Genomic DNA, 15727 nt, shown 5'->3' on the forward strand with positions numbered 1-15727 from the left:
AAAGAAAGGATTCAAAACAATGACATATGACTATCCAATCATGGACCAAGCAGAAGCATTTTATTATCCAGGCAATCAAATTGGGGTATTGATTATACATGGATTTACAGGTACAACGCAAAGCATGCAAGCATTAGGCTTGGAAATATCTAAACAAGGCTTCACTGTTTATGGTCCGAGGCTAACGGGACATGGAACCGACCCAAAGGATATGGAGAAAGCAAATGCTACAGATTGGCAGCATGATGTTGAGCGTGCCTTAGAGAAGCTTCGGGAAACCTGTGATGATATTTTTGTTATTGGTTTATCTATGGGAGGTACGTTGACATTATACTTGGCAGAACGACATCCTGATTTGAAAGGAATCCTACCAATTAATCCAGCTATCGAACTTTCAGGCATGGAAACCTATTATCATGATATGAAGGACGGGGAAGAACGGTTTGTTGCTGGTATCGGTTCAGATATTAAGCGCGAAGGTGTAGAAGAACTAGCATATAAGGAAACACCAGTACGATCAATGGGGGAATTACTAAAATTGATGGATAAAGTTAAAAACGAACTTCATCTTATTCAGGTCCCAGCCATCCTATTTTCATCTACTGTGGACCATGTTGTACCACCTGAGAATGCACAATATGTTTTTGACCATATTTCCAGTAACGATAAACAATTGGTGCCACTTGAACATAGCTATCATGTTGCAACCCTTGATACAGATAAGGAATTTATTGCGGAACGATGTATTTCGTTTATCAAAGATCGGAAAACGCCATGATGTCATCTGAGACTCATTCTTCTAGTAATGAAAGAATTATTGCCTTACCACCAGTCTTGCCCAGTAAACCACAAGTGCTTATTTTAGGCTCTGTACCAAGTGAAATTTCTATTAAAGTGCAGCAATATTACGGAAACCCAAGAAATCATTTTTGGCGAATCATGTTCCATCTATTTGGCAAAGGCGATGTACCCAATTCCTATGCAGAGAAATTAAAGCTATTGCATCAGCATCATGTAGCATTATGGGATTCAATTGCGTCGTGTAAACGGAAAGGCAGTTTAGACCACACGATAACTGAAGAGATACCGAATGCAATCCCAGAATTATTAAAGAAATATCCGACTATACGCGTAGTTGGATGTAATGGAACGAAATCCCACCAAGTGTTTCGAAAAACATTTGGAAAAATGGATCTAGGAGAGGTTCAAGTTATAAAACTTCCATCCACTAGTCCTATTCCTGGTCGTTATACAAAAAATTTTGAAGGGAAATTGGAAGCATGGCAGGTTATATTGAGATATTTAGATAAGGTAGTGGAGGATTAACTAGGAAAAGTTATATTATTTGTTTCATTTTGTCGAAAGAAGGAATATATAAATAATAAGACAAATTTATTCATTCATGCCATTGCAATAAATCGCTGAACATCATATAATGAAAACGGACTGCAGGCGGCCACCTGCAGCCCGGACAGTTACAGGGTCCGGCGACTTTATAAGTGGCGAAAAAGTAATTATCCCTTATTCGATTTTGAGGTGAGGATAATTACTTTTTTTCACGGTTGTTCACAACCAACAACAGTAATGTTGCAAACATGAACATTAACTCGAGTGTCTTTTCAATCGGTATCAAGACGCTTCAGCCCCTTTCCTGGGGATTTAAAGCCGCCGATATTTTCCTCAAGTTTTCGTCGGGTGCACCCTGTTAGTCTGTCCACTATATTATACTACATAAACACAGGGAAAAACGTGTTTTTCCAATAAATGGTACAATAATCATAGATGGTGTAAGTGCCTATATCAAAGGGTTTAGCCCTTCTAGTGGAGTATCATCCGACCATTGTCCCAATCCTTGCCAGGAATTGTAAGGAGGACCATACAGCCTGATTTCCCAATCAAACTAAAGGATAGGAACTTGCAAGTTATTATCATGTTTATATTTACGGTAAAATGCAACCATTGGTCCAATGGTTTCTTTCAAATCTGGACAGCTTATATTTGTTTCTTGTAGATCCGTGATGGCTTCCGTACAATCATAAACGGAAGAAATGGAAAAGTAATCCATTGCCTGAAATTCAAGATGTAACCATTTTCGAATTGGAGCCAGTTTAAGCGGGGCCTTTGCAAGCGAAATGGGAATTTTTCCTTTAGGCATACTTCCCGTATATTGCATGGTTAACATCGTTTGTATGTCATGCATGGAATAGGGATTTGGATCGGTTAAGTGATAGACTTTCCCAATACCACGCTGGTGTAATGATAAATAACTTGTCGCCTCCAATACATAATCAAATGGAACAAAATTCCCCTCCGGCAACCCATCGCCAAAGTAAGGAGTAAATGGTAGGAACCTTAGATGGTCCAAAAAGTTTAATAAAAAATATAATCCATCGAATTTGACGGTTTTTCCTGTTTTAGAATGACCAATTACAATTCCAGGCCGTATAATTGTGATGGGATAGTCTTGTTTCAATTGCTGGACAAGAATTTCTGCTTCATACTTTGTTTGTTCATAATGGTTTTTAAAGAATTGACCTTCTATTAATTCTCGTTCATAAATCCGCCCTTCCCGTTTTCCGGAAACATACGCGGTGCTGAAATAAATATATCGCTTTAACTGTGGTAGTCCTTTAACCCATTCGTTTACTTGATGGGTTCCATTCACGTTGACATAGTAAGCCAGGCTCTCTGGTACGGCTAGATCATAGATGGCAGCCAAATGAAAAACATGCGTGATTTCTTTCTGTATGACTCGATTTGATTCTGTTTCCATATCGAGGTTTGGTTTCGTTATATCACCAGGAATAATTGTAAACATCTGCGCTTCTACCTGCTGTGCTTGACAAAACTTCGCTAGGTCTCTTGTTGCTTTTTCCAACATTTGAGGGTGAACCAATACATACATTTTTTTTACATAAGGATAATGGTCTTTATAAAGCTGCTTGATTAGCTCAGCAGCGAGAAAACCAGGATAGCCAGTTATAAAAAATATGTAGTCCATTTTCAACGCTCCGATCATACGTATTATACTTAGTATAGCTGTTTATGTGGAAATATTCTCAAAACAGAGCTTGCATTTTAATGATATGTTCTATATAATACGGTTTAATCAAAATGGTTTTCGAAAAACGATGATGGGGAAAAGTAAGATTCCGAAGCATGACAGAGAGCCTCATATGCTGAAAAGAGGTATGTGTATGAATCTGAACAATGGCCCCGGAGTTTCAAGCTGAACCTGTATTTCATAAGATACAGTAGTAGGTGTCGACGAGTGTTGACTCTCGTTATCCAAGTCACCGCATAAGTTATGCGCTTGTGCTGGAAGAGGCTATATATGAATTCATATATAGTGAAGTAAGGTGGTACCACGTTACATCAATCACGTCCTTGCCGTTTTTTTGGCAAGGGCGTTTTTTAATTCATTCGCAGGCATCAGGCTGCGTTTAATCATTGGAGGAATGTAATATGTCACAGGCTCATTTAGTACTGCAAACAGATTTTGGACTATGTGATGGAGCAGTTAGTGCCATGTATGGTGTTGCATTATCAGTAAACCCAACATTACGTATTTTTGATCTAACACATGAAATTCCACAATTTAATATTTGGGAGGCTTCTTATCGTCTTGTTCAAACTATTTCTTATTGGCCAGCACAAACTGTATTTGTTTCGGTAGTGGACCCTGGTGTCGGAACCGAACGATTAAGTGTTGTGGTAGAAACAGAGACCAATCAATATATTGTTACGCCAAACAATGGAACTTTAACGCATGTGTTAAATGAGGTAGGTATCAAATCGGCTCGGGTGATTGATGAAAAGGTAAATCGATTGCCACAATCGGGAGAGTCATATACATTTCACGGTAGAGATGTTTATGCCTATACTGGTGCACGCTTAGCAGCGGGAATCATTTCCTATGAAGAGGTTGGACCAGCACTATCTGTTTCGGAATTAACAGAGTTGGAGCAGCCTGCTGCAACATTGAAAGCAGGAATTCTTCAGGGTCACATTGATATATTGGATGTACGTTTCGGAAACTTGTGGACGAATATTAGTAGGGATCTTTTTGCGAAAGCTGGAGCAGTTCATGGTGACGTATTTGAGGTGACGATTGCGAATAATAATCGCCGTGTGTATCAGCACGCCATGACTTACGGGCGTTCTTTTGCTGACAGCCAGCTCGGTGAGCCACTCATATATGTAAACTCCTTGGATAAGCTGGGGATAGCAATTAATCAAGGGTCTTTTGCAAATGCATATGGTATCGCAACTGGCGTGAACTGGAAAATTTCATTGAAACAAATAAAGTGAAACTACAATCAGTGGGGATTTTCACCCTCCACACTGATTGTTAGTTGAACCAATCAGGCCTTTACTGGCTGTTGATCCCCGCTGATAATATTTATTATCAACAAAAATTCTTGATGTGGGATCTTACAGCCAGTTAATCTGTGATAAAGTGAAACTTCAATCAGTGGGGATATTCGCACTTCCCCCACTGATTGTTAGTTGAACCAATCAGGCCTTTACTGGCTGTTGATCCCCCACTTACAATTCTTATTATCAATAAAAATGCTTGAGGTGGAGATCTTACAGCCAGTTAATCTGTGATAAAGTGAAACGTGATAAAATAATGATAGGAAAGCTGAACACATGAAAACGAATCATTTGATGATGGTTCGTTTTTATATTTATTACGGGACTTTGGTAGATAAAATGAAAAAATAAATGTACAATAACTACTATCTATTTGGGATGATTCACTTTTTACCAAAAGGGTAAGCTATAGTAGAGCTAAAAAAGATTACATATGAATTTGAAAAATTGAAGGATAGGGTCGATTAATTTGAAAAATAGCTGGAATATTTACTCGAGGGACATTAAAAATATCGTAACAAATTGGGTGGTTGCAATCATAATTGGTGGATTGATTTTACTTCCATCTTTATATGCTTGGTTAAATATTAAGGCATCTTGGGATCCTTATGGCCAGACAGATGAAATCCCGGTTGGGGTCGTTAATGAGGATGAAGGGGCAACGGTAAGAGGTGAGAAAATCCATGTTGGTAATGATTTGGTCAAGACTTTAAAAGATAATGATTCTATGAATTGGCAATTTGTTGATCGTAAAGAAGCAATGGATAAGGTCGAATATGGGGATTTTTATGCAGTCATTATGATTCCTAGTGATTTTTCAGAACAATTATCAACGGTTATAAGTGATTCACCGCAAAAGGCAAATATGGAATATTATGTGAATGAAAAAATAAATGCGATTGCACCCAAAATAACGGAAAAAGGTGCTAGTGTCATTGTTGAAAATATTAGCAGTGAATTTATCTCAACAGTGAATGGTGTTATTTTTGACATGTTTAATAAAATAGGTGTTGAAATTGAGAAGGATTTGCCAGATATTGAGCGTTTTGAAAAGTATATTTTCACGATAGAAAAAGAACTTCCAGAAATTCATGATTTGTTGGATGGCACATTATCAGATGCAGATAAAGCAGGGGGGATCATTAGCAAGGCGCAAAAGATGGTACCACAAGCAGAGTCAGCTGCTAATCAAGGGCTGGATACTATTAATAATACATTAGGCTTCTTAAATGATGCCGAAAAGAGATTGGATCAAATGGGACCTGAAATTCGCAAAGGACTGGAAAAGGCCCAGCAAATTAGTAAGGATATCAATGATTTCATTGGCGGCATTCTTGATACATCCATTGACTTTGATCGAGTAGATGAATTAGCAAATCAGTTAAATGGAAAAGTAGAAGACTCTATTCAAACAATTGAATTGGTTCAGGATGCATTAAATCAATTAAAGGAAACAACAGAATTAACCCCTGATCAGGAAGTGAAAGTAGATCAAGCACTGGATGAGCTTGGTACCTTGAAAGGAAATCTTGAACAGCTGCAGGATGATGCAGGTCAGCTACGGCAGGTGCTAGAGGAAAAAGAAGGAGAAATTAATAAAATCCTCACAGATATTAAAGGCATTGCAGAGAAAACGGATACGAGATTAGATGAGTTTGTAAAAGAATATACCGAGAATATTGAACCGACTGTAAAAAAAGAAATTGCTAACGCAAAGCAGACATTGGCAAGTGCAAAGCAAATATTAACGGAAGTTAAACAAACCATTCCTGAAGTGAAAAACATTCTGCAACGTACAGATGGTTCATTAAAAGATGGAAAAGAAATGATTCAAGATGTACTTGGGGAATATCCGTATGTGAATGAGAAAGTAAATGAACTTGCGGATAAAATTAGAAAACTGCAAGAGGAAGCAGATATTCACGATATCATTGATTTACTGCAGAATGATCCTGAAGCAGAACGTGGATTCTTTTCGGAGCCTGTCGAATTACATGAAAATAAAATCTTCCCAATTGAAAATTATGGAACTGGTATGACCCCATTCTATACGGTACTTTCCATTTGGGTTGGAGCATTGTTGCTTATTTCGTTATTATCAACGGATGTTTTGCAACCAGAACGCTTTACTGGACGGGAAATGTACTTTGGGCGCATGCTGACATTTTTAACAGCTGGTATTTTCCAAACCATTATTGTTACTTCGGGAGATATTCTATTGCTCGGGGTACATGTGGAGCACCCATTCTTATTTATTTTGTTTGGGTTATTCTGCAGCTTTATCTTTATTACGATTGTATACACGTTGGTGTCCGTGTTTGGAGATGTTGGTAAAGCATTGGCAATTGTACTACTTGTTTTCCAGATAGCGGGTTCGGGTGGGACCTATCCAGTCGTCTTATTACCAAAGTTCTTTCAATTTATTAATCCATTGCTGCCGTTTACGTATGCAATTGATTTAATGCGGGAAGCAGTTGGTGGAATTGTATGGGAACGTGCATTATGGGATATCGGATTTCTAGCGCTATTTGGTCTGATTTTCATTCTAATCGGTATGTTCTTGAAGGAGCATATCAATAAACTTACCGATGGATTTAAGAAAAAGTCGAAGGAATCCGGACTGTTTCATTAGAATAAAATAGTTAGTTTCAAACTATGTTTCCATGCGTTTCCAGTATCTACTTGTTCTAATTACCACTGACATCTAGTATAATAGACCTAGAAATAACCAAATGTAGACAGTTAATATTTTCCCTCCCCGAATAGGGAGGGAAAATTTTTTAGCGCCAACTGTAAGGGAAGGGGAAGGTTTAATGAAGCGAAAGCGTTGGAAAATACTAGCTGTTATCTTAGTACTATTCCTCATTATCGATGTAATTGCCAGCTTTTACTTCTATAATCTAGCAATTAAACGTGGACCGAAAGACTTTCTGCAAGGGAATTCCGATTTAGAAGTATCCGCCGAGGCTATGGATGTGTTTCTGGATGGTGATTGGCGAGAATGGGTAGCCAATCAGAACTTTGAGGAAATGGAATTGAAGTCAAGAGATGGATTAAAGCTGAAGGGATATTTTTTGAAGGCAAAACAGCCTACGAATAAATTAGTTGTTTTTGCACATGGTTATCTTGGTCGTGGCAGCGACATGGGATTGTACGGTCAATATTATTATGAAGAGCTTGGATATAACGTCTTCACCGCAGATGCAAGAGGACATGGGCAAAGTGAAGGAGATTATGTTGGCTTTGGTTGGCATGATCGTTTGGATTACGTAGATTGGGTAGATATGCTGATAGATAAACTTGGATCGGACACAGAAATTATCATGCATGGCCTATCCATGGGGGCTTCCACAGTATTAATGACGAGTGGTGAGAAGCTTCCAGAGAATGTGAAGGCAGTAGTTGCAGATAGTCCTTATACGAGTGTCTACGATATGTTTTCATACCAGATGAAAAGAATGTTTCATTTGCCAGCGTTCCCAATTTTAGATACAACAAGCTTAGTAACGAAAGCACGGGCAGGATATACGCTCAGAGGGGCGTCGGCATTGAAACAAGTGAAGAAAACAGATTTACCAATATTATATATACATGGCAATGCGGATACTTTTGTACCAACAAGATTAGCGGAGGAGCTTTATGAAAACTCAAATGATAAAGCAGAGTTGCTCAAAGTGGATGGTGCTGGTCATGGCGAAGCATTTGTAATTGAAAATGAAAGATACCGTGATACGTTACAAGCGTTTTTAAATAAATATATGAAGTAAATGGGGGCTGCAACTTTGCAGCCCCTTCTTTGCGTTAATGGTTTATAAATAAGTTTCGAACCAGCGACAAATGTGGTTTAGTCTGGCGATACGCATTGCTGGTTTCCCACTTCTGCTTAATTCGTGGTTGGCACCTGGAAAGCGGACAAACTCTACTTCTTTTCGTAATTGCTTTAAAGTAATAAACAGTTGTTCTCCTTGTTCAATTGGACAGCGGAAGTCCAATTCTCCATGTAAAATCAACAGTGGGGTTTCAACATTCTCCGCATACTTTAATGGTGAAAACTCCCATAACTTTTTGGGGTCATCCATTAAACGATGTCCCAGCTCCCATTTGGTAAAGAAATATCCAATGTCACTCACACCATAAAAACTGAGCCAGTTACTTATACAACGTTGGGTTACTGCTGCTTTAAAGCGATTCGTGTGACCAACTATCCAGTTCGTCATGAATCCACCGTAGCTGCCCCCGGTAACACCGAGCCGATCCGTATCAATGAAGTCATATACTTCTATGGCTTGGTCAACTGCAGACATTAAATCACTATAATCTTTTCCACCATAATCTGAGCGAACTGCATCAACAAATTTTTGACCGTAGCCATGACTGCCCCTCGGATTTGTATAAAGCACAACGTACCCTTTAGCTGCAAGCAGCTGCATTTCATGGAAGAAGGTATTACCATACATGGCATGAGGACCACCGTGAACTTCTAACACAAAGGGATATTTCTTGTCATTTTCCATGTTGAATGGACGTAATAACCAGCCTTGAATTTCCCAACCATCTTCAGCTGTAATGGTTAGTTCTTCCGGTTCACTTAAATGAATATCCGCCAGGACGCTTTCATTTGCTGCTGTTAATCGCTTTGTTTGCTGTTCTTCTTGAAGTAAATGGAAATCACCTGGGTTCGTCGGTGAGCTTATCCCTATAATAATACTTTCATTTTCCGCATGCCTTGTAAAACCAAAGATATGGTTATTTTCAGCATAAACAGTTTCTAATTCGCCAGTTAATTTCAACCGGTATAATGCAGTGCTTCCACGATCCGTTGCGATGAAAAATATTTCTTTTTCATCCTTTGACCAGATAGGACCAACCTCGGAAATACCTTGACGTGTATCGCCAATCATGGCATCACCAAGCTGCATATCCATAGCGGATGTCAAACATGTTCTTTCTCCTGATTCAACATCAAATACGTATATTTCATTTAAAGTAGCACCACTATACGTAAATTCATGCCCAAAGCTGATTATTTTATTTCCACTTGGTGAAAAGCTCGCACTGCCATATGCGCCATTTCCATCAGTGAGCTTCGTTGTTTTATTTGTCGTGATGTCAAGCAAATATAAGTCGTTTGTTAATTCTTGATCCGCATCTTCATTTAAATTGGCAGCAAATAATATTTGGGTGCCAGATGGTGAAATATCTTGAAAAGCATGATCCTTTTGTTTGGAAGTTAATTGTGTAAACGTCTTTTTCTCAAGATCATATTGAATAATTTGTACACATTTATCATCATGAAAACCTTTTGCATCAGATTTATATTTCAAACGGGTCACTACAAGTGGCTTATTGTTTCGTTTTTCTTTTTCTTTATTACGCTCTTCCTCCGACATTTCTTCTTGCCCGCTCACATCATCGTCGGCATCTAAAGAAGCAGTAAAAATAATGGATTTTCCATCTCTGGACCAACTAGGAGAGGAAGCACCATGCTTAAAGGTTGTTATCTGCATGGCTTCGCCGCCATTCGTTGAAAGAAGCCAAAGCTGAGGAGCGCCACCAGATCTCGTAGATTGGAAGACCATTTGTGACCCATCTGGTGAAAATCGCGGGTGCGTGTCACTGTGTTCACCAAAAGTCCATTGTCTTGGTAGACCGTCTATTTCTTGTAAATAAATATGCGAAACATATTCCTGCTTGTCGTTAATTTTTGTTGATACATAAGCATACGTGTCTCCTGCAGGTGATATTTGTGGATCACTGTATATAGAGAGTTTAGTAAGGTCTTCTGCAGTGATAGCGCGTTTTTGTTTGCTCATTTTTTAATCTCCCTTCATGGAATAACGAATTTTCTAAACCTTTTATCATTCTAAACTATTTCGGTATCCGAAGCAATAACTGTTGAGATTTATGAGGATATTTTTTAAATTAAAAAAAACCATTTCCAGGCGACGGAAATGGTTTGAATAATAATTATTGATTGACGGTGGATTTATTAAGAATATTTGCATCTTTTTCATAGGCAGCTTGCAGTTTTTTTGTGATATTACCTGGTTTTCCATCAGCAATCTGCTGTCCATCTACTTCAATGATAGGGAGGACTTCAGAGGTGCTGCTAGTTAAAAATAACTCATCTGCTTTTCCGATATCTTCTATTCGGAATGCCTCTTCAATGAAAGGAATTTGTAAATCATTCGTAAATTGTTCCACACGCATACGTACACAACCGTGAAGAATATTTTCCGTGGCTGGATGTGTGTAAATACTTCCATTTTTGACTAAGTAAACATTGGAGGCACTACATTCTGTAACTAGTCCATCTTTATGAAGAATCGCCTCATAACAATGGTGATCCTTTGCTTCCTGCTTCGCAAGCACATTTGGCAATAGATTAAGGCTTTTAATGAAACAATATTCCCAGCGGATGTCCCTGTGTGTAATGGTTGCAACACCGTTTGAAAGAAGCTCTGTATTGCGTGGTACTTTTACAACATAGGCGTACATATTTGGAGCAGCATCAAGCGGGAAGACGTGATCTCTAGGCGCTGATCCACGTGTTACTTGTAAATATACTTTCCCATCTTCAGTCATATTATTACGTTCCATCAAATCATGAAGAAGCGCAATTAATTTATCTTTATCCAAATCTAAATTAATTTTGATTGCCTCAGCTGAACGGTACAGACGATCCACATGCTCATCGAGTAAATAATAGGTACCGTTGTAAATACGAATTACTTCATACACACCATCCCCAAACTGCATGGATCTTTCTTCAAACGGATAATTTAAGCTGTCACGATGAACAAATTTATCTTGTGACAGGATTACCGGATATACAAACATGTATCTCTTCCTTTCATCACATTAAGACTATTTTATAACGATGTGGAAAGAATGTAAATGCTCTGTTAACTGATTATATTATTATGAAAATATTTATGCTATAGTTATAAAGAGTGATATTTATCACTCTTTATAACTTCCTTTTGCTGTATAGTAATACTATATTATAAAAGGTGTGATTAATGTGATTCCGATTTTACAGCGAATTCATCCAAACGAATATAATATGTTAATTGCAAACTGCGACCATCGGGACATTCCTCGCGGAGAAATCATTTTTCACGAGGGAGAACCAGCTAATTATTTATATTTTATCCATAAAGGGGAAGTTAGGATTTATAAAGATCTTGGGCAAAACAAAGAAATTTTGCTTTTCACAAGAAACACAAACGACTGCTTTGGTGAAATAGGTGTCTTCGGCGGAGAAGTATATTCCAATTCTGCTGAAGCAATGAAAAATAGTATTATATATTATATTAAAAAAGACGATGTAATGGATTTGATCGAACAAAATGGTAAATTAGGCATGGAATTTATTTGCTGGTTTGCTGAGTCACTTGATTCAAGCAAGGCGAAAATACGCGATTATGTTGCATTTGGTTCGGAAGGTGCAATTGCATCTGTCTTTGTTCGCTATACAAACATGTATGGAATCGTAACGAAGAATGGCATTCGCATAACGGAACCAGTCAAATTACAGGATGTCAGTAAGCATATTGGGGTCTCACGAGAAACAGTGAGCCGAGTAGTGAATAGATGGAAAGAAAAAGGAATTGTAGAAAATAATAATAAATACTATATCGTAAAAGATATGAACTATTTTCGTAAATTACTTGCTTGTGATAAATGTGCCGTTGAGAATTGCACACTTTAGTAGCAGAAGCCTGCTTACAACCTGTTTTGTAGGTAGGTTTTTTATATGAAACAATGGCTAATCATCACTTTATACTTGCAAGGTGTAAAAATTACTGATAAAATAAATCTTGTCTTTTGAAAGTGCGGGTGTAGTTTAGTGGTAAAACCTCAGCCACGAGCGATGCATCCACCGAGTTAGCTTCGAGTTGCCCCGAAGCACAGGCATCACCGAATAATCTATAAGATGCAGGGGCATGATTGCGTAGCATCAAAATTTAAGATACGATTCTTAAGTAGTGCGGGTGTAGTTTAGTGGTAAAACCCCAGCCACGAGCGATGCATCTACCGAATTAGCTTCGAGTTGCCCCGAAGCACAGGCATTATCGAATAATCTATAAGATGCAGGGGCATGATTGCGTAAAATAAAATACAGTACCTTTTCAATTATCATGCGGGTGTAGTTTAGTGGTAAAACCTCAGCCACGAGCGATGCATCTACCGAATTAGCTTCGAGTTGCCTCAAAGCACAGGCATCATCGAATAATCTATAAGATGCAGGGGCATGATTGCGTAAGATAAAATACGGTACCTTTTCAATTATCATGCGGGTGTAGTTTAGTGGTAAAACCTCAGCCACGAGCGATGCATCTACCGAATTAGCTTCGAGTTGCCTCGAAGCAAACGCATCCTTGGATAAGCTAGTAGATGCAGAGGCATGATTGCGTAAATGTAAATATCATATATACTTTTTAATAACATGCGGGTGTAGTTTAGTGGTAAAACCTCAGCCTTCCAAGCTGATGATGAGGGTTCGATTCCCTTCACCCGCTCCATATTATATATGTCAACGCAGCAATTCGTAATTTGATTACGTCTGCTGTGTTTTTTATTATGTGGATGGGTACTTGAATATCTTTGGAAGAGCGTAGTATCCTAGGGTTGCTATATATAAAATATTTTATGTTGTTTTAGAGGCAGAATAAAATTAATATCGTATCATTTTTGTATTTTTATTGAGGAGGGCTCCTCATGCAAATGGAGCAATTAAAACAAGAAATTATCCAATATAGTAAAACAATCGGCATTGATAAAATTGGCTTTGCTTCTGCTGATGTTTTTGGTGAGCTTAAAAATAGATTGCGAATGCAACAAGAAAGTGGTTATCAATCGGGATTTGAAAAGGGTTCGATTGAAGAAAGAACAGAGCCGAAACGATTATTACCTGAGGCACAAACGATTATCTCTGTTGCACTTGCCTATCCATCACGAATGAAGGATGCACCAAGGGGAGTCAAGGGAGATCGCCGGGGGATATTTGCTAGGGCATCATGGGGGATTGATTATCATATTGTCTTGCGTGATAGATTGGCGAAATTATCAGCATTTATTCAGGAAAATGTGCCGGATGCTGTTTTAAAGTCAATGGTTGATACGGGGGAATTATCTGATCGTGCAGTGGCTGAGCGCGCTGGTATTGGTTTTAGTGGAAAAAACACTTCTATTATCACACCAGAATTCGGATCATTCGTGTACTTGGGCGAACTATTAACGAATATTCCCTTTACACCTGACTCACCGGTGGAAGACAGCTGCGGGGATTGCCGTATCTGCTTGGATGCATGTCCTACTGGTGCATTGGTTGAAGGAGGCCGACTCAATGCCCAACGTTGTATTGCTTTTTTGACACAAACAAAGGATTTTCTTCCAGAAGAGTTTCGAACAAAAATTGGAAATCGTGTGTATGGCTGTGACACCTGTCAGGTCGTTTGTCCCCGAAATAAGAAGATAGATTCCCATTTTCATGAAGAATTTGAGCCGGATCCAGAAGTTGTCAAACCTAGATTGGTGCCAATGCTGCGAATGTCTAACCGTGATTTTAAAGAAAAATTTGGTCATATAGCTGGTTTTTGGCGAGGAAAAAAACCTTTACAACGAAATGCCATTATTGCATTGGGACATTTCAAAGAAAAGGCTGCTGTTGAAGAATTATCGATTGTCATGCGTGAAGATCCACGTCCTGTTATAAGAGGTACCGCTGCATGGTCACTTGGTAAAATTGGTACGGAAGAAGCTCTAGAGGCAATTCGAACAGCAATGGAAAAGGAAAAAGATGAACAGGTCATTGTGGAAATGGAAAATAGTTTATTTCAAGAAGAAATACTCGTAGAAAAAAATTAATGTGTTTTAGATATTGGAAAACCCTTCCCGTCATATATTGGAACTGGAGGGGTTTTGTTATGGATGAATTAAAAGCATGGTGGATAAAGAAGTTATCTGATGAAGGAGATCCAAATGAGTGGTGGGGTAAGAAGATAGCTCAACTTGCAAAGAGAGACGCATATATTGTTCGAGTACGAGGGAAGGCGTCCAAGCTGGATAATTGTGAGCGTGAAAATGCTTCCTATCAGTATCGTATGCATCTTCGCCTGCTAATTAAACAAAAAAATTATTATTATGAAGAAGAGCAGATATTTCCATGTCGTTTTGGAATTAAGTCAGGTGAAATTCATCAGCATCATCGCGTGTCTGCATTGGAACGACATCAGTCACATTCAAATCCCAAGCTCCCATTTGAACGCCGCGAAAAAAACGATAGCCGTTTTGAATATGACCGATTGTCTGCAGTTCAGTATGCAGAACGCTGGTGGAATAGTTACAATCCAGCATATGAACATTTTGATGTAGATTGTACAAATTATATTTCGCAATGCTTGCATGCGGGCGGCGCACCAATGCATGGTGCACCTGTTCGTGAAAAGGGCTGGTGGTATAGCGGGAAATCATGGAGCTTTAGCTGGTCTGTTGCTAATGCCATGCGTTGGTATTTAAGTGCTGCGAATAATGGTTTACAGGGTGTTGCAGTAGAATCAGCAGACCAGCTGCTGCCAGGTGATGTCATTTGCTATGACTTTCAGGGAGATGGCAGATGGGATCATACAACAATTGTAGTTAACAAAGATGCCTATGGTATGCCTTTGGTAAATGCCCATACAGATAATAGTCGTAATCGATATTGGACCTATGAAGATTCAACAGCTTATACACCTGAAATTCAATATAAATTTTTCCGGATTGGCGAATAAATGCTATACTAGGATAGTTATAAGTTGTGACAGCAAGGAGAATGAATGATGAGTTTGCATATTGTTTTATATCAACCGGAAATACCTGCTAATACGGGAAATATCGCCCGTACCTGTTTAGCGACAGATACGACCCTTCATTTAGTCCATCCACTTGGTTTTTCAACCGAAGATAAAATGCTTCGTCGTGCTGGACTTGATTATTGGAAGCATGTCGATATAGTAGAACATCAGTCTTTGGAAGAGGTTTATAAAGCGAATCCAAATGGTATATTTTATTATATTGAAAACTTTGGCACCAAGCATTATACGGATTATGATTTTAGTGATTCATCTGAGGATTTATTTTTTGTATTTGGTCGTGAAACAAATGGGATACCAGTTTCACTATTAGAAGGTAAAGAGGATTACTGTCTACGAATTCACATGAATGAAAAGGTACGGTCTTTAAATCTGTCCAATACGGCAGCAATTATTATATATGAAGTGTTACGACAGCAGGGATTTCCAAATCTCACATGAAAAAACCGCCAAGCATACGTTTGATATGTTTGGCGGTTTTAATATTTATT

13 protein-coding genes, 1 tRNA gene and 1 other annotated feature are annotated in these 15727 nt (G+C 38.6%); of the genes, 10 read left to right on the plus strand and 4 right to left on the minus strand.

The features are described 5' to 3' along the window. Positions 1-19: 19 nt before the first annotated feature. Both DX933_RS00110 and DX933_RS00115 read left to right on the plus strand, forming a co-directional pair. Positions 20-778 carry an alpha/beta hydrolase gene (locus tag DX933_RS00110; RefSeq protein ID WP_123314559.1) on the plus strand — a complete coding sequence of 253 codons (759 nt, stop codon included), beginning with the start codon at positions 20-22 and terminating at the stop codon, positions 776-778. Further along, positions 778-1326, plus strand: a complete 549-nt coding sequence (locus DX933_RS00115; protein WP_123314451.1) for a DNA-deoxyinosine glycosylase — start codon at positions 778-780, stop codon at positions 1324-1326. The genes DX933_RS00110 and DX933_RS00115 overlap by 1 nt, the downstream gene beginning before the upstream one ends. Before the next feature lie 574 nt (positions 1327-1900). Here DX933_RS00115 and DX933_RS00120 read toward each other — a convergent pair. Next, on the minus strand, positions 1901-3001 hold the full coding sequence (locus DX933_RS00120; protein WP_123314452.1) for an SDR family oxidoreductase: 1101 nt from the start codon (positions 2999-3001) through the stop codon (positions 1901-1903). Positions 3002-3122: 121 nt separating this feature from the next. Further along, positions 3123-3392 (plus strand) — a binding site (T-box leader). 73 nt (positions 3393-3465) lie between these two features. Between DX933_RS00120 and DX933_RS00125 the strand changes: the two genes are divergently transcribed. From DX933_RS00125 to DX933_RS00135, 3 genes are all read left to right on the plus strand, one after another. Then, a complete protein-coding gene (locus DX933_RS00125; protein ID WP_123314453.1) occupies positions 3466-4311 on the plus strand; it encodes an SAM hydrolase/SAM-dependent halogenase family protein in 846 nt (281 codons plus the stop codon). Positions 4312-4846: 535 nt separating this feature from the next. Then, complete coding sequence (locus tag DX933_RS00130; protein ID WP_123314454.1) at positions 4847-7009, plus strand: YhgE/Pip domain-containing protein; 2163 nt, start codon at positions 4847-4849, stop codon at positions 7007-7009. A gap of 181 nt (positions 7010-7190) precedes the next feature. Further along, the gene (locus DX933_RS00135) at positions 7191-8144 is read left to right on the plus strand and encodes an alpha/beta hydrolase (protein WP_123314455.1); all 954 of its coding nucleotides are present in this window, start codon (positions 7191-7193) and stop codon (positions 8142-8144) included. Between the two features lie 42 nt (positions 8145-8186). Here the strand turns inward: DX933_RS00135 and DX933_RS00140 are convergent, their stop codons facing one another. Both DX933_RS00140 and dat read right to left on the minus strand, forming a co-directional pair. After that, entirely contained in the window at positions 8187-10190 is a 2004-nt protein-coding gene (locus DX933_RS00140) for a S9 family peptidase (protein ID WP_123314456.1), read from the minus strand. Between the two features lie 154 nt (positions 10191-10344). Further along, the gene (gene dat, locus DX933_RS00145; protein ID WP_123314457.1) at positions 10345-11217 is read right to left on the minus strand and encodes a D-amino-acid transaminase; all 873 of its coding nucleotides are present in this window, start codon (positions 11215-11217) and stop codon (positions 10345-10347) included. Positions 11218-11401: 184 nt separating this feature from the next. On the opposite strand from dat, the gene DX933_RS00150 reads away from it, so the two are divergent. Next, a complete protein-coding gene (locus DX933_RS00150; RefSeq protein ID WP_223805824.1) occupies positions 11402-12091 on the plus strand; it encodes a Crp/Fnr family transcriptional regulator in 690 nt (229 codons plus the stop codon). 270 nt (positions 12092-12361) lie between these two features. Here DX933_RS00150 and DX933_RS00155 read toward each other — a convergent pair whose 3' ends face one another. Then, the gene (locus tag DX933_RS00155; protein WP_123314458.1) at positions 12362-12709 is read right to left on the minus strand and encodes a hypothetical protein; all 348 of its coding nucleotides are present in this window, start codon (positions 12707-12709) and stop codon (positions 12362-12364) included. Between the two features lie 122 nt (positions 12710-12831). Here DX933_RS00155 and DX933_RS00160 point away from each other — a divergent pair. The 4 genes from DX933_RS00160 (at position 12832) to trmL (ending at position 15677) form a co-directional block, all read left to right on the plus strand. Continuing rightward, a tRNA-Gly gene (locus tag DX933_RS00160) sits at positions 12832-12905 on the plus strand. 196 nt (positions 12906-13101) lie between these two features. Beyond that, the gene (gene queG, locus DX933_RS00165; protein WP_123314459.1) at positions 13102-14250 is read left to right on the plus strand and encodes a tRNA epoxyqueuosine(34) reductase QueG; all 1149 of its coding nucleotides are present in this window, start codon (positions 13102-13104) and stop codon (positions 14248-14250) included. Between the two features lie 59 nt (positions 14251-14309). After that, positions 14310-15155, plus strand: coding sequence for an amidase domain-containing protein (locus tag DX933_RS00170; RefSeq protein ID WP_123314460.1), 846 nt, complete (start codon positions 14310-14312; stop codon positions 15153-15155). 48 nt (positions 15156-15203) lie between these two features. Then, positions 15204-15677, plus strand: a complete 474-nt coding sequence (trmL, locus tag DX933_RS00175) for a tRNA (uridine(34)/cytosine(34)/5-carboxymethylaminomethyluridine(34)-2'-O)-methyltransferase TrmL (protein ID WP_123314461.1) — start codon at positions 15204-15206, stop codon at positions 15675-15677. Positions 15678-15727 lie beyond the last annotated feature (50 nt).

Source organism: Ornithinibacillus gellani, from assembly GCF_003730295.1.
GTDB lineage: Bacteria > Bacillota > Bacilli > Bacillales > Amphibacillaceae > Ornithinibacillus_A > Ornithinibacillus_A gellani.

Bases quoted from the DNA above. Each gene is read 5' to 3' on its own strand.
- queG (WP_123314459.1), top strand. From the start codon at position 13,102: ATGCAAATGGAGCAATTAAAACAAGAAATTATCCAATATAGTAAAACA.
- DX933_RS00125 (WP_123314453.1), top strand. From the start codon at position 3,466: ATGTCACAGGCTCATTTAGTACTGCAAACAGATTTTGGACTATGTGAT.
- DX933_RS00140 (WP_123314456.1), bottom strand. From the start codon at position 10,190: ATGAGCAAACAAAAACGCGCTATCACTGCAGAAGACCTTACTAAACTC.
- dat (WP_123314457.1), bottom strand. From the start codon at position 11,217: ATGTTTGTATATCCGGTAATCCTGTCACAAGATAAATTTGTTCATCGT.
- DX933_RS00120 (WP_123314452.1), bottom strand. From the start codon at position 3,001: ATGGACTACATATTTTTTATAACTGGCTATCCTGGTTTTCTCGCTGCT.
- DX933_RS00115 (WP_123314451.1), top strand. From the start codon at position 778: ATGTCATCTGAGACTCATTCTTCTAGTAATGAAAGAATTATTGCCTTA.
- DX933_RS00135 (WP_123314455.1), top strand. From the start codon at position 7,191: ATGAAGCGAAAGCGTTGGAAAATACTAGCTGTTATCTTAGTACTATTC.
- trmL (WP_123314461.1), top strand. From the start codon at position 15,204: ATGAGTTTGCATATTGTTTTATATCAACCGGAAATACCTGCTAATACG.
- DX933_RS00110 (WP_123314559.1), top strand. From the start codon at position 20: ATGACATATGACTATCCAATCATGGACCAAGCAGAAGCATTTTATTAT.
- DX933_RS00170 (WP_123314460.1), top strand. From the start codon at position 14,310: ATGGATGAATTAAAAGCATGGTGGATAAAGAAGTTATCTGATGAAGGA.